The following is a 13,576-nucleotide window of genomic DNA, read 5'->3' as shown; positions in this document are numbered from 1 at the left end:
TTCGCCCTCGTCACAGCGATGCATCACCCGCCGCCTTCGCCCTCCTCGATGGACTGCGGGGCGTCTGAAGGCACGTCCGCGGGGGCACGCAGAGCAGCGACGGCTGCGGCCACTTGCGCTTGGATCGCATCGGCCAGGGCAACTCCCTGGACGGTGGTGACCAGTTGCTCGGCGACCTGATGGAGCTTGATGTTCGTGTGCTGGGAGACCGTGACCAACACGTTCCAGGCGTCCTCGGAGCTGAGGCGGAACGAGGCCATCAGGACCCCAAGGGCTTGGTCGATGACGGCGCGTGTCTGCATGGCGCGGCGCAGCTGAACAACCTCAGTGCGCAGCTCCTCCTCGTGACTCAGGGCATCCTCCTGGTTCTGTGCAGCCGGCAGGTCAGCGCCTGACGGCAGGTATGGGGCACGATGCGATACGAACAGGGAACCGGTCCCTGTCGCGCTCAGCAGACGCCGGACCTGCCGACTGGCTGCCCGGACGGTAAGGCTCTTCCCGGCGCGTCGGGCATCACGCCGAGCGGCCAGCAGGACATTCAGTCCGGAACAGTCACAGAACGTTATCCCGGTCAAGTCGAGGTCAACGCCCTGGGGGCCCCGCCCGACGGCTTCCCGCAGTGCCGACTGAAGGGCGCCTTCCGTGCAGATGTCCAGCTCTCCGCAGATCGTCACCAGCACCCGCCCACCGCACGGGGAGACATTGATCATCAGATCCAACAGCGGCACTTCCGCAGCGGCAGGGGCGTCGGCCATTACTGCGTGCACGGTCACGTCCTCCTCCCTGGCGCACTGCGGTGGAAGCCTCGGTTCGGACATGGCCACCTCTCCCGTCCGTGTCCCCCCGACCTCGCTTCCAAGACTCCGCTCACAGGACCTCACCCGTCAAGGAATACCGGAAAACAATTTCACCCTTTGGGATACGTGAATGAGGCGTCTACCCTGGGATGCATGGGAGAAGCACCGGAACCGCACACCGGGTGGACGTTCCTCACCAACCACGCCCGGGTGCTCGCCACGATCGCCAACGATCACACGACCCGCATGCGCGACATCGCCGCACGCTGCCAACTCACCGAACGCGCAGTCCAGAAGATCATTTCCGATCTGGAAGCCGACGGATACCTCACCCACACCCGTGAAGGCCGGGCCAACACCTACCGCATCCAGCCCGGAACCATCCTGCGCCACCCCGCCGAAGCCGACCTGACCGTGGCAGACCTGCTCTCCCTCCTCTCCCGGCACGAAACCGCCCGTGCCGACAACGTCAGACACCCTGGGTAACGGCCACGCCCATCCTGGACCAGGCGGCGACCCACAGCTACGCCTTCGCCGGACCGGTCGGCCCGGCCATCGCCATCACCATCGTCATCGCCAATCGGAGGCCCGCTGGTCGGGGCCCTGACCGACCGGCACGGGCACCGGTCCATCGCAGTGGCCGCCGCGATCGCCAATTTCGCTTCGCGGGCCGCCCAGCCCGCTGCGAGCCACGGCAGCCGGGAGAACACGTTTGCCCCTACTGCTCTCGTGGGCCTGACCCAGCCTCAGGCCGGCCCCCTCGTGTGGGTGCACAGCTCACGACTGGTGCAGTCCCGCAACGAAACCTCATGGACGCCTACGAACTGCGCCACCGCCCGGTCGGTCACCCCCCACCATCCCTGCCCCCGACATGCTGCCCGCGCTGACCTGGGATCAGCGCTCCGACGCCCTCGCCATCCGGAGGGACGGACCACGCAGCCGGGACGCGGACATCACCGTGCGCTGGAAGATCTCCGGCGGCAAACCGATGACGATGCGACTGCAGGCGCCGTACGACATACTCCATCGAGGGGCCAGCCGTTGGCACAACGGCAGGGCGGCCGCCATGCCCAACAGACGCCGTAGAACACCGACTCCCGAGGCGCGGGGCCGGCCATGGACCGGCCACGGGAAAGCCCCGTCACAGTTGGTGACGGGGCTGATGAGGAGGTACGGGGGCCCGCGGGCGTTGCAGGCCCATACCGACCGACGGTTTCAGATGCCGAGGGGAAGGCCGAGGGGGGAGCCCACAACCGTGCTGACGGGTTGTTCGAGAAGACCGTCGGTGATGTCGTCGGGGCCCGGTGCCTGGGCGGCTAGGGCGGGGACGATCGCTCCGAGGGAAAGCAGTGCGCTCACTGTTGCAACGGTCACGATGCGGCGGACAGACAGCACGATGATTCCCTCTCGGTGAGGAGAAGACGCTGGACGTATGGACGGGCAAGAGACATCCCACCCGCCAGGCCCGTGCACGCTTTACGTCACTCGTTCAAGGGACGGCCGCCCGCCCCCGCCACAGGCGATTGGCATAGGCATTGAGACGCCCACTGACGGGACCCAGGTGCTCGGGTGCGGGCCTAGTCGGCCCTGGGGCAGGGGTTCCGCCCCTGGGCGGGGCCCGCGCCGGCCGCAGCTCGGCCGCGGACGCAATGAAGCACCCAGGGGCTTCGAGCCGCACTGTCCAGTGGCTTCGGCGGTCAGGGTTGCGGCGCCCACGTTCGGCCGGACGATCGCGTGAGGGTGAGGATCAAGCTCAGCCATCGTCGTCCACGCCTCCTCCCAGCCCCCAGTCATCGAGGCCGCAGTAGATCAACGCAATGCGACCTCCGGGAAAGGGCATGGATGCCGCCTCCCCTGAATAGAGGGCCACCAGCGACTCGGGCCCTCTCCACCAGGTGTCTTCCTCGCGCACCGGCTCGTAGCCGTTCAGCTCGATGCCATCGACGTCATCGCCGACGAGTTCGGTGACCCGTTTTGCGCTGGATCGACGCGTGGTGGGCCTCATGGCTACCCCTGCAGAATCTGCGCGGGCCGCACGGCGCCGACCTGGTTTGCCGCCAGGGGCGTTTCAATGTCCCGGTGGTCGAGTGAGTTTGCAGGTGTTCGCCTACGTGTGGGTGTGGAGGGCCGGGTTCGGGTGAACGTGCTGAGGAAGGTGGCTGCTCAGTATCGGCGTAGCAGTGGCCAGAGCATGGGCCATGGCCGGTCCGGCCCTGCGCAGAGCACCACGGCCGCGTGCTGTTCCTGGTTCGCGGTGCCGTGCCCGTTGTCGACGCGCGCGACCGTGTGGCAGGCGGTGAAGTGCTGCTCCAACTCGGGGTAGCCGGCCGGGTGGACGAGCAGCACCGGGCCGGTGGCGGTGGCCGAGGGCGGGCCCCAGGCGTGCAGGCCCATGTGGCCGGAGTACGGTTCGGGCAGGCCGAGGGCGGGCCCGTACCGTGCGATGGCCCCGGCCTCGCCGTAGTTCGCGGTCAGCAACACGGCGGTGGGCCGCTGGTCGGCGGGGATCGTCTCCCAGCCGGTGGCGGTGGCGCGTACGAGTTGTGGCCAGCCGACCTCCTCGCCGAGGTCGGGGTCAAGGGCCATCGGCACGGTCAGCGCCGATGCGGGCAGCACCGGCAGGGCGACCAGGGCGCTGGTGAGCAGGGCCGCGAGCAGTCCGCCCGCCAGCTTGGCGCGGTGCTCGCGGATCCAGTGGGCGTAGGGCTCGCAGCCGGCGGCGCTGATCGCGTACAGCAGTGGAATCGGGTAATACCCCTTGCCACCGCCGGCCAGCACCAGCAGGCACAGCACCACCCAGGCCACCACGACCGGCCGGGCCCAGCGCAGCTCCGGTCGACGCCACAGCCGGCTCAGCCCGGTCAGCCACAGGGGTGCCAGCACCGGGGAGAACTGGAGCAGCTGCATCGGCAGGGCGAGCAGGCGCCCGCCGATTCCGACATCGGCGCTGATTCCGTGAGCTACCGTCAGCTCGGGCCAACCGCGCACGGCCTGCCACCACAGGGTCGGGATCGCGAAGGGCAGCGCGGCGAGGACGGCGGTCAGCGGACCCAGCAGCGCGCGTGGCCGCGGTACGAAGAAGCCGCGTGGTCCAGCCGTCAGCGCGCCCAATGCCAAGGCCGGCAACAGCCCCAGCACCAGCAGCTTGTTCAGCAGCGCGATCCCGACCAACGCTCCCAGCGAAGGCCAGTAGCGGAATTCGCCCGTGCGCAGCAGTCGGAGCGTCAGCAGAATGATCGCCAGCCAGACCGTCAGGTCGAAGGTCGCGGTGGAGAGCAGGTGGCCGATTCCGAGGGTATAGCCCGAGCAGGCCGCGGCTGCTGCCGCGAGTACCTGCCCGCCGTGTCCGGCGCCCAGCTCTCGGGCGATCAGCGCGGTGAGCGTGATCGTGGCCGCGGTGAGCAGCGCGGGCAGGATCCGCACGCCCGTCGGGGTGGGGCCGAAGAGCTCCGCGCCGATCCTGGCGAGCAGCGGGGTGAGTGGTGGCTGGTCCGGGTAGCCCCATGCCGGGTGCCGGCCGGCGAGCAGGAAGTACAGCTCGTCGCGGTGGAAGCCGTAGCGGCCCGACAGTGCGATCAGCAGCGTCGCGGCCGCAGCCGCGATCCCCCCGACCGGCCCCGCCGCGAACCGCCGCAGGCACGGCTGCGCATCCCCCCGAATGGGCATGTCGGCATTCTGACAGCCCAGACGCGGCCGCAGAAGGGCCCGGAAGACAATGGGCGCTCTCTGGATGCCGCGGTGGCCGCCCGCTGGCAGGAGATCACCGGCCGGCCCGTCACCGAGGGCTACGGCCTGACCGAGACCTCACCCGTCGTCAGCGTCAACCCCGTCCACCTCGAACCCAGAATCGGCAGCATCGGTATTCCGGTGCCGTCCACCGACGTGTGCATCATCGACGACAACCATCGGCCAGTGCCCGACGGCGAGCCGGGCGAGCTCGCTGTCAAAGGCCCCCAGGTGAGGCGCGGCTACTGGAACAAGCCGGATGAGACCGCGGACGTGTTCACCGCGGGCGGATGGCTGCTGACCGGCGACATCGCCGTCATCGACGAACGACGGCTTCCTGCGGATCGTCGACCGGAAGAAGGAGGTGATCCTCGTCTCCGGGTTCAACGTCTACCCGAACGAGATCGAGGAGGCGGCGACCAGCCACCCCAAGGTCGTCGAAGCGGGCGCTGTCGGCGTCCCCGATCCCAAGTCGGGCGAGGTACCCAAGCTCGTCGTCGCCCGCGACCGGAGCCTGACCGAAGCAGAACTCCGTGCGTGAGCAAAGCACCTCAAGAGCCGGCTCACCGGGTACAAGCGGCCCTGCTACATCGAGTTCCGCGATGCCCTGCCCAAGAGCAACGTCGGCAAGATCCTTCGCCTCGAACTCAAGAACCTCTGATGTGCGGGCCGTACCGCGCACTGAAACCACGTCCCTCCCCGCCCTGCGCCCGATCCTCCAGGAAGCGAACACCAGCAATGACTGATGCCTTCATCCACGACCACCTGCGCACCCCTCGAGGGCGGGGCAAGAAAACCACCGGCATCATGCGCACGACGGGCGCTCGGGCAAGAGCAAAGCTCACGCCGGCGGCGTGGTGAGTCTGACGGCCACGGCGTCGAGGACCCAGTCCAGCCCGGTCGCGAAGGATGCCTCGGCGTCCACGTCCGTGCCGTCGTACACCGCCTTGGCCAGCGCCGGGAAGCGGCCCGTGGCCAACATCCTCGTCACATGCGGGCCGGAGGCGCGCTGCCAGTCACGCTTGGACAGGCCCGTGGCGCGCTCGGCCCGCAGATTCGCGATCTCGCGCCTGATCGCGCCGGTGAAGTAGGCGCTGACAGTCTCCACGGCGCGCATGACGGTGTCGACGTCGGCGAGGCCGTCCAGGGCGGCCAGCGTGGCCTCGGTCACGGCGAGGCCGTTCGGGCCCAGGGGCGGGCGGCCGCCGAGCAGGTCGGCCAGCCATTCGTGACGGAGAGCGGTCTGCCTGGTGCGGTGGGCGAGGATGCGCAGCGCCTCCCGCCAGTCACCGGGCTGCTCCTCGGGGAGAATCTCGGCCTGGACCTCGTCCACCATGAGGTCGAACAGCTCCTCCTTGGTGGAGATATATCCGTACAGTCGCATCGGGCCGGCGTTCAGCCGGGCGGCGACCTTGCGCAACGACACCGCTTCCAGCCCGCCCTCGTCGGCCAGCGCGATGGCGGCGGCGACGATCCGCTCCCGGTCGAGCGGCACGGGGCGAGGCGGCGGCTCCGGCCGGTCCCACACAGTCATGGTGACATCGTACTGTTGCGATGCATCGTAACGGGACAATACAGTGTATCGACATGAGACAACGCATCGCAGTGGTCGGGGGCGGTCCCGGCGGCCTTGCCTTCGCCCGCGTCCTGCACCGCCATGGCCACCCTGTCGCCGTCCTCGAACGCGACCCCTCCCCCGACGCCCGCCCCCCGGGCGGCACGCTGGACCTGCACGAGGGGCTGGGCCAGATCGCGCTGGACAAGGCGGGGCTGCTGGCGGAGTTCCAGGCACTGTCTCGCCCCGAGGGGCAAGCCATGCGCATCCTGGACGCGGACGGGACCGTCCTGCGCGACTGGCGGCCCCGTCCAGATGACCGGGCCAACCCCGAGATCGACCGCGGGCAACTCCGTGACCTGCTGCTCGGCCCTCTCGACGTCCAGTGGGGCCGGAGCGTGACGCAGGTGGTGCCGGGGACCCCGGATGGCGTAATGGTCCATTTCGCGGACGGGCGACAGGAGACGTTCGACCTCGTGATCGGCGCGGACGGCGCCTGGTCCCGGATCCGCCCGGCAGTCTCGCCGGTGATGCCGCACTACACCGGCGTCACCTCGGTCGAGACCTCCCTCGACGACGTCGACACCCGCCACCCCGGCCTCGCCCGGTTGATCGGCGATGGTTCCGTGGCTGTGTACGGCGTGAACCGCTCCCTCGTCGCCCAGCGCAACAGCGGCGGCGACGTCAAGGTGTACGCCAAGTTCCGGGCGCCGCTGGACTGGCACGCGAACCTGGACCTGACCGACGTCGAGGTCGTGCGATCGAGCCTGCTGGCTCTGTTCGACGGCTGGGCTGCTCCCGTCCTCGACCTCCTCCGCCACGGCACCGCTTTCGTCCACCGCCCCTTCTACGTCCTGCCCGTGTCCCACACCTGGACCCACGTCCCCGGGGTGACGCTCCTGGGCGACGCCGCCCATCTGATGCCCCCATTGGGGGCGGGCGCGAACCTCGCGATGCTGGAAGGCGCCGAACTCGCCGAGTCCATCGCCACCGGCCCTGGAGATCTGGACGAGGCCGTCCGTGCCTTCGAGGAACAGATGTGGGCACGGGCCGGCAGGTGGGCGAAGACCACGACGGCCGGCCTGGAACGCCTCGTGAGCCAGGACCCCGCCGAAGCCCTCGCCCACTTCGACCAGGTCCAGCCATGCTGACTGCCAAGCGCCAGGGCACCAGCACTACTGACACCTCGCCACGGCTTCATGGGACAGTACGGCGCCGCCGCAGTTGCTTCCGGCAAGACCACCGCTGGACTGTCTCATGAGACACGTCAAAGTCTGGAGAAGGACGGCTACCGCGCTCAGCTCGTCATGTACGCGAACGGACGGATACTCCTGCGCTCCCGGCAGGGCACGGACATGACCGCTCGTTCCCCGAGATTCGGGCAGCGGCCCTCGCACAGCTGCCGGCGGACACCGGGCTGGACCGCGAACTGGTGGTGTGGGAGCGGATCGGTTGGCGTTCGAGCGGCTGTAGCAGCCGCTCGCCCGGCGCGGGACCGGCTCGGGTGGTGCGGCGCGCCAGTGGCCGGCGCTAGGTGGTCTACGACCTTCTCCACGCAGGCGGGTCCCTGACCGGCTGGCCGTACGAGCGGCGGCGCGCGGCGTTGGAGGCGCTGTTCGCCGACCACGGACTGAAAGCGCCGCCGACGCTGTGCCCGTCGACGACCGACCCGGCAGCGGCAAGAGGGTGGCTGGAGTGGACGGCGGCCGGGGTGGAAGGCCTGTGCTTCAAGCGGCTGGACGAGCCCTACCGGCCCGTGCACTCGTGGCGGAAGCACAAGGTGCGGGTCACCACCGAGTCCATCATCGGCGCCGTCACCGGCGCCGTCGCGGCGCCCCGGACGGTGCTGCTGGGCCGCTACGACGCCGCGGGCCGGAGGGCTTGCGGCTGGTGGCGGTGAAGGTTCCGCCCATTTCCTCGCGCGCCGACGGACGTCGTCCAGTCCTCTGCGTTGTGTGACGGCGCGGCCGCCCTACTGATCGTTTCAGCACGCGGAGCCTGGGCGGGACACCAGGCCACTGTGAGTCACGGGAGGCGGAGCGCCTGAGCTCAGACGTCGCCGCCTTCCGCCCAGGCCGACAGCCATTGCCGTAGCGACACGGTCGCGTGTCGGAGACCGTCATGGGGATCCTCGCCCCAGGTGGGCTCCCATCTGCCGCATCGAAGGGGATCATCCGAGTTGTCGGCTGCGAGCAACGAGACGTACGGCTCCATCGTGCGGCCGCCGGGCGCGAGGTACAGCCAGAAGGCCGGCAGGCCCTCCGCGCGGTTGCGTTCGTGCATGCGGACCAGGTGCCCCGGTGCTCGTCGAGGTAGCGGAACTGTGCGTCCCGGTCCGGGTGTTGCTTGCCTTCCAGGGTCTTGGCATTCCTCTGCAGGCTGCAGCCTTCCTCGCGCAGGAGGTCGCCCACCCGGTCACATGCTCGGCCAGGCCGGCGTCTTCCTTGGCCGTTCCTTTTCCTTGGCCGTTCCCTGCCGACCGGCCGGTGGCGTGCGGATGGACGATCGCCACCGAAAGGACCTTGCCACGCGTCCCGGGCCAAAAGTCAGGGTTTCCAGGTGTGCAGGAAGGAGGCGATCCGGGCGGCGGTGCAACGCGGATCGTTCAGCTCGTGGGCTAGTGCGGTGAGCTGTTCGCGGGTGGGGTTGACCGGGATGTTGCCGGCCTCGAGGTACATGACGGCGACGGCGCAGGCGACGGTGAGGTTGGAGCGCTCCAGCCAGCGGCAGCGGCCCAGGGTGTGCACCAGGGCGGCGGCGCGGGCGTAGGCGCCGTCGTAGACGGGGTGGTCGAGGAGTTCGCCCCGGTGGCGGGCGACGGCAGCGATGGGCACGCCGTAGTCGTCGGCGGTCGGGTCGCGGTGCCCGGCCCGTTCCGCCACCTCGAGGATCCAGGATTCGTCGACGTGCAGGATCACGCGGCGGCGCCCGGCTGCGGCTCGGCGTAGGGGGCGTCGAGTTGCTGCTCCAGATCATCGAGGAACGTGCCGTGCTCATCGATGAGCCGCTGGGCAGCCGCCATGCCGGCGGCGCGAGCCCCGGTGGTGTCCTCGATGATGAGTCGCTCCACGTACTTGTTGAAGTCCAGCCGCCGGGCGCGTGCGGCGGCTTTGCCGGCCTCCAGCACGTCCTCTTCCAGCCTGACCTGCGTCTGCTTCTTCGTGGAAGTCACACCATCACGGTAGCAGGGTGGTAGCAAAGTGGGTGAGCGGCACGGTACGCACTCGCAGCTCCATGTCCCGGTCCATGAACCCCTTGAGCGCACAGGGTTCTGGCACCATCCCTGCGAGCGCAGGGATGGTCCCAAGCTCTGTCGCTTCGGTCGCTGCCGCGCTCATGCGGGATGACGCCAGGCGGAACACGACGCGTGATGTGGGGGTTTCCGCTGCTCCCCGCGCCGACAGGACGGCACCATGCCACCGAGGTGTCTCCGCACTCCTTCACCAAGCCGCCGCCGGCCGACCGGTCCCTGAGCTGCCGGCGGCATTCTTCACCCCGGCCCACATGGACCTCCTCAGCCCGGTGCCCACGGCCTTCTTTTCGCGGACGCAGCAGCGCAGGCGCACGATCCGGGCCTCGGCGAGGCCCTGTGCCAGGTCCACCGACACTCCGCCGACCCGCTCGCCACGCTGCTCCGCCGCGGCCAGTCGGCATGCGACGTCCCGGAGGAGATCGATCCACACACCGCCGCACGGTGGCTCGTCTCTCGGCTGGCGGACGACTCCTTCCGCGCGGCCGTCGTTCCCGACCGGGGAAGAGTGGAGGCCGAGCTGACAGACCGGTCCCTGCAGTCGTTGCTGCCCGAGAACGGCGAGGAGCCGCAAGACCCCTGACGCCGCCCCCAGGCGGAGCCCGCGCCGACTCACCTGATGTACCGGGCGAGCCGGGTGGCGACGTAGAGCAGGTACTCGAGGGGGCCGCGCCGGACCAGCCGGGTCCACACGGTCGCCAGGAGCACGGCAGCCGCCAGGAAGCCGAGGAGTACCGGCAATGCGCTCATCGTGTCCCCCTCGACCGCGGGCACGTACCAGACGTCGGCGAAGAACCAGAGGGCGACGATGTGCAGGACGTAGACGGTCAGCGCGATCATGCCGACCGCCGCGATGGGATTGGCCAGACGCGTGAGACGCGGCATCCGGTCGGCGACGGTCAGACAGCCGGCCACCACCACCACGGCGACGCCCGTGTTGCCGAGGATCGAGAACGACGTCTGGCTGTGCGGTGCGGCGACCAGCAGCCAGGCGGGCGGGACGCCGTTCTCGGGTTCACCGACGGTATCGGACCACCATGCCGACGACGCTGATGCGCCCGTGGCGGCCGCGATGGCGGAAAGAGCGTGCGGGACCAGCCGCAGGGCCAGCCAGGAGCCGCCGTAGCCCAACAGAGCGAGCGCCCCGCCCGCAACAGCCAACCGAGACCGGATGCCCGACCGCGAGAGATCCAGCCGGGCCACAGCCATGCCCGCGACCAGGAACGGCATCCAGGTCAGAACCGGATACGCACCAGTGAACGCCAGTTCGAGAATGCCGCCTGTGTCGCTGATCCGGGCCAGCGGGTCCCAGGCCGTGACAGCGTCTGCCCAGGTCCCGTCCTCGATCGACCTCCGTACCACGTACAGGACCTGGGGCAGGATCAACGCGCCCGCGGCGGCGATGAGCGCGAGCGTCCGCGCCCGCAACCGGTACAGCGGGAGAACAACCAGGAAGAGCAGTCCGTAGAAGCTGAGGATCACGTCCACCGCTGTGTCGAGAGCGGTCAGGGCGTATCCGAGCGCCAGAAGGACAACGGCCCGGATAACGATCTTGGCCAGTGCCTGACGGCCGGGGCGCCCGGTGCGGGGGTGCGGCCGGCCGGTGATGATGACCAGCGAGAAGCCGGCGAGCAGCGCGAAGAGGGCGGAGGAGCGGCCCCGCGCCGTCTCCAGCAGGAACCCCACCGGCCCGCCCACTGTCACGTCGGGGCCGACATGGGCGGAGAACATGCCGAAGACTGCGAGGCCGCGGGCCAGGTCAATGCCGATCAGCCGTCCGGTCGACGGCGTCGCACTGGCAGGGGCGAAGGAGCGCTCCGCCTCAAGATCATGCGGCGCCTCTGCGGGCGCGGCCAGCGTTGCGTTCTGGGTCATGTCTTCAGGTCTTTCCAGGCCCCCGCCGCACATCACCCGACGCGTTTCCGAAGGCTCCCCGCCAACCTGCCGAAGCCACTCCGGCCGACTGGCTGGGGCTGCGCCGCCAATCGGCGGGAATCGCCTCCGGCCCGAGGAGGGACGGCTGTCGCGGTGGTAGGCATCGGTCGACGAGCATGTGAGGAGCGGAGCGCAGGTGGTCCGGGTACTGGTGGTCGACGACGAGGCTCTGATCCGCACGGGCTTCACGCACATCCTGAATGCGGCAGACGACATCGAGGTAGTGGCGGCGGTCGACGGCAGCCGGGCCGTGCCCATGGTGCGTGAGTCACAGCCTGACATCGTGCTCCTGGACATCCGGATGCCGGACGTGGACGGCCTCACTGTCCTGGCCGACATACGCCGCATGCCGGACCCCCCTGTGGTGGCCATGCTCACCACCTTCGACACCGACGAATACGTGGCGAGGGCACTGCGCTCGGGAGCCGCCGGTTATCTGCTCAAGGACACCGACCCCGAGCAGCTGCCCTATCTGGTGCGAGCCCTGGCCGAGGGCGGGACGGTGCTGTCGTCCAAGATCACCCGCGCGGTGGTGGACGGATACCTCGACCATGACGGTCGCGAGCCCGCCGCCCGCCTCACCGCCCGGCTGACCGAGCGTGAGCGGGCCGTTCTCATGCTCATGGCCGAGGGCCTGGCGAACACCGACATCGGCGAACGTCTGCACCTGAGCACCGGCACGATCAAAGGCCACGTCAGCACCGTGCTCGGCAAGCTGCAGGTCAGCAGCCGCGTTCAGGCCGCCCTGATCGCCGAACGCGCGGGTCTGCTGGCGCCGTCCCAGGGCGCGGACACCCGGTGACACCGAGAAGACCGTCGGCTGCGCTAGTGGACGCCTCTCTGGTCCTGGTCGCGCTGGCGGACGCGTGGGCTCATGTCGACATCGAGGCGCGGCCGGCCACGGCCTGCCCGCTCCTGGCCGCCCTCGCCCTTGCACTGCGCCGCCACCGACCGCTGCTGGCCTTCACACTCACGATCCCCGCCGCCATGACCACCGACGCGGTGTTCGCCACCACGGCCGCGCTCTACACTCTTGCCTCGTTCAGCCGCCACCGTGTCCTGCTGGCGGGCTGCGCCCTGGCCTACGCGATCACCGACTTCCTGCCCTGGCCGTGGTCGTCCCTGAAAGCCGGCGAACTCACCCACGCCGACACACTGTTGCACCTCACCTACACGTTGGCCACCGCAGCCGCTCCCGTCTTTCTGGGCCAGCTCGTACAGGCCCGCCGCGACCTCTCCCAACGGCTCGCCGAGATCTCCGAGGCCCGCGAGCACGAACGGCTGCTCACGGCCCAGAGCGTCCTCGCACAGGAACGCGCACAGCTTGCCCGGGAGATGCATGACGTGGTCTCCCACCAGGTCAGCCTCATCGCCGTCCAGGCCGGAGCACTCCAGGTGGGCAGCCGGGACGCCGAGACCAGACACGCCGCAACCACGATCCGGCAGCTCAGTGTGCAGACCCTCGAGGAGCTGCGGCACATGGTGAGCGTGCTGCGCGCGTCCGGCAGCCGCCACACAGAACTCACCCCCCAACCGTCCCTCGCCACCCTGGAGCGTCTGGTCGAAACCAGCGGCATCGACACGGACCTGAAGACCGACCTGCCCGATGACCTTCCTCCCACCGTCCAGCGCGCCGTCTACCGCACCGTCCAGGAGGCCCTGACCAACGTCCGCAAACACGCCCCCGGCGCCAGGGCCATCGTCCACATCCGCCACGCGGACGGCACCATCCGCACCACCGTCGCCAACAGCGCCCCCACCCGGCCCGCGCTCCCCCTGCCCGGCGCCCATCACGGCCTCATCGGCCTGCGCCAACGCGCCGAACTCCTCGGCGGAACCATCAGCTCCGGGCCAACACCCGACGGCGGCTACGAACTCACCCTGGAACTGCCGGCCACCAACTCGCCATGACCGCTCGATACGAATGAGCTGGGATCTGCCGCCCTCGCGGCACAGGGAACTGTGCGATTCATGGTCGTCCGGAGTGAACGCCCTCACCCGGAACGGACACAACGAGAGCGCGTGCACGAGTACGCGGCGTTGAAGTCGGCTGTCGGAATCGCGTCCCTGGTGCCATTGGCCTGCGCCGGATGCTCCTCGGCCGGGAACGGCTCCACGTGCCACGGCGGCGAACGGCGCATCGGGCAGGTGGATGCGTCCGCATGATACCGTGCTGGCTGGCATGCTGCTCGAAAACTGACGGGGCGTCGACGCGCTCCTCGGCTCCCTCGCCTCCTCACCGGGTGCCTGCTCTCAGCCGCCGCCTTCGCCGCAGGGGCACTGCCGGCCACGGGACCGGCCGTACGACGCACC

The 13,576-nt window shown here is 69.7% G+C and carries 16 protein-coding genes and 2 pseudogenes; 7 read left to right on the top strand and 11 right to left on the bottom strand.

The annotated features are described in order from the left end of the window. Nucleotides 1–23 precede the first annotated feature (23 nt). Nucleotides 24–773 carry an anti-sigma factor antagonist gene (locus ACWGJ5_RS34705; protein WP_453313609.1) on the bottom strand — a complete coding sequence of 250 codons (750 nt, stop codon included), beginning with the start codon at nt 771–773 and terminating at the stop codon, nt 24–26. 177 nt (nt 774–950) lie between these two features. Between ACWGJ5_RS34705 and ACWGJ5_RS34700 the strand changes: the two genes are divergently transcribed. After that, nucleotides 951–1,283 carry a helix-turn-helix transcriptional regulator gene (locus ACWGJ5_RS34700; RefSeq protein WP_453313608.1) on the top strand — a complete coding sequence of 111 codons (333 nt, stop codon included), beginning with the start codon at nt 951–953 and terminating at the stop codon, nt 1,281–1,283. A gap of 729 nt (nt 1,284–2,012) precedes the next feature. On the opposite strand, the gene ACWGJ5_RS34695 is transcribed toward ACWGJ5_RS34700, so the two are convergent. From ACWGJ5_RS34695 to ACWGJ5_RS34685, 3 genes are all read right to left on the bottom strand, one after another. Then, entirely contained in the window at nt 2,013–2,156 is a 144-nt protein-coding gene (locus ACWGJ5_RS34695; RefSeq protein WP_453313607.1) for a hypothetical protein, read from the bottom strand. A gap of 394 nt (nt 2,157–2,550) precedes the next feature. Then, entirely contained in the window at nt 2,551–2,802 is a 252-nt protein-coding gene (locus ACWGJ5_RS34690) for a hypothetical protein (protein WP_453313606.1), read from the bottom strand. A 158-nt stretch (nt 2,803–2,960) separates the two neighbouring features. Further along, the gene (locus ACWGJ5_RS34685; protein WP_453313605.1) at nt 2,961–4,463 is read right to left on the bottom strand and encodes an ArnT family glycosyltransferase; all 1,503 of its coding nucleotides are present in this window, start codon (nt 4,461–4,463) and stop codon (nt 2,961–2,963) included. Here ACWGJ5_RS34685 and ACWGJ5_RS34680 point away from each other — a divergent pair. Together ACWGJ5_RS34680 and ACWGJ5_RS34675 are read left to right on the top strand one after the other, a co-directional pair. Then, nucleotides 4,344–4,760 (top strand): annotated as a pseudogene (locus ACWGJ5_RS34680) (AMP-binding protein); the annotation flags it as partial. The gene ACWGJ5_RS34685 and the pseudogene ACWGJ5_RS34680 sit on opposite strands and share 120 nt — an antisense overlap. A 127-nt stretch (nt 4,761–4,887) precedes the next feature. Continuing rightward, entirely contained in the window at nt 4,888–5,064 is a 177-nt protein-coding gene (locus tag ACWGJ5_RS34675) for an AMP-binding enzyme (RefSeq protein WP_453313604.1), read from the top strand. A gap of 300 nt (nt 5,065–5,364) precedes the next feature. On the opposite strand, the gene ACWGJ5_RS34670 is transcribed toward ACWGJ5_RS34675, so the two are convergent. Continuing rightward, nucleotides 5,365–6,057: a TetR/AcrR family transcriptional regulator gene (locus ACWGJ5_RS34670; protein ID WP_453313603.1), complete on the bottom strand. Its 693-nt coding sequence runs from the start codon at nt 6,055–6,057 to the stop codon at nt 5,365–5,367. Nucleotides 6,058–6,110: 53 nt separating this feature from the next. On the opposite strand from ACWGJ5_RS34670, the gene ACWGJ5_RS34665 reads away from it, so the two are divergent. After that, nucleotides 6,111–7,229 (top strand): FAD-dependent oxidoreductase, encoded by a 1,119-nt coding sequence (locus ACWGJ5_RS34665; protein WP_453313602.1) that lies wholly within the window; start codon nt 6,111–6,113, stop codon nt 7,227–7,229. Nucleotides 7,230–7,612: 383 nt separating this feature from the next. Continuing rightward, on the top strand, nt 7,613–7,978 hold the full coding sequence (locus ACWGJ5_RS34660; protein WP_453313601.1) for a hypothetical protein: 366 nt from the start codon (nt 7,613–7,615) through the stop codon (nt 7,976–7,978). A gap of 149 nt (nt 7,979–8,127) precedes the next feature. Here ACWGJ5_RS34660 and ACWGJ5_RS34655 read toward each other — a convergent pair whose 3' ends face one another. The 6 genes and pseudogenes from ACWGJ5_RS34655 to ACWGJ5_RS34630 form a co-directional block, all read right to left on the bottom strand. After that, nucleotides 8,128–8,361, bottom strand: a complete 234-nt coding sequence (locus tag ACWGJ5_RS34655; RefSeq protein WP_453313649.1) for a hypothetical protein — start codon at nt 8,359–8,361, stop codon at nt 8,128–8,130. Nucleotides 8,362–8,381: 20 nt separating this feature from the next. Beyond that, nucleotides 8,382–8,501, bottom strand: a pseudogene (locus ACWGJ5_RS34650) (ISAzo13-like element transposase-related protein); the annotation flags it as partial. A gap of 123 nt (nt 8,502–8,624) precedes the next feature. Continuing rightward, nucleotides 8,625–8,996 carry a fic family toxin-antitoxin system, toxin component gene (locus tag ACWGJ5_RS34645; RefSeq protein ID WP_453313600.1) on the bottom strand — a complete coding sequence of 124 codons (372 nt, stop codon included), beginning with the start codon at nt 8,994–8,996 and terminating at the stop codon, nt 8,625–8,627. After that, nucleotides 8,993–9,250: a hypothetical protein gene (locus tag ACWGJ5_RS34640; RefSeq protein WP_453313599.1), complete on the bottom strand. Its 258-nt coding sequence runs from the start codon at nt 9,248–9,250 to the stop codon at nt 8,993–8,995. The genes ACWGJ5_RS34645 and ACWGJ5_RS34640 overlap by 4 nt, the downstream gene beginning before the upstream one ends. Before the next feature lie 268 nt (nt 9,251–9,518). After that, entirely contained in the window at nt 9,519–9,761 is a 243-nt protein-coding gene (locus ACWGJ5_RS34635) for a hypothetical protein (protein ID WP_453313598.1), read from the bottom strand. Nucleotides 9,762–9,940: 179 nt separating this feature from the next. Further along, nucleotides 9,941–11,203 carry a DUF418 domain-containing protein gene (locus tag ACWGJ5_RS34630; RefSeq protein WP_453313597.1) on the bottom strand — a complete coding sequence of 421 codons (1,263 nt, stop codon included), beginning with the start codon at nt 11,201–11,203 and terminating at the stop codon, nt 9,941–9,943. A 196-nt stretch (nt 11,204–11,399) separates the two neighbouring features. Between ACWGJ5_RS34630 and ACWGJ5_RS34625 the strand changes: the two genes are divergently transcribed. After that, the gene (locus tag ACWGJ5_RS34625; RefSeq protein ID WP_453313596.1) at nt 11,400–12,065 is read left to right on the top strand and encodes a response regulator; all 666 of its coding nucleotides are present in this window, start codon (nt 11,400–11,402) and stop codon (nt 12,063–12,065) included. Then, complete coding sequence (locus ACWGJ5_RS34620; protein WP_453313595.1) at nt 12,062–13,174, top strand: sensor histidine kinase; 1,113 nt, start codon at nt 12,062–12,064, stop codon at nt 13,172–13,174. The genes ACWGJ5_RS34625 and ACWGJ5_RS34620 overlap by 4 nt, the downstream gene beginning before the upstream one ends. Nucleotides 13,175–13,576 lie beyond the last annotated feature (402 nt).

Source organism: Streptomyces sp. NPDC054783, assembly GCF_053611725.1.
This window is presented reverse-complemented; position numbering and strand designations above follow the sequence as displayed.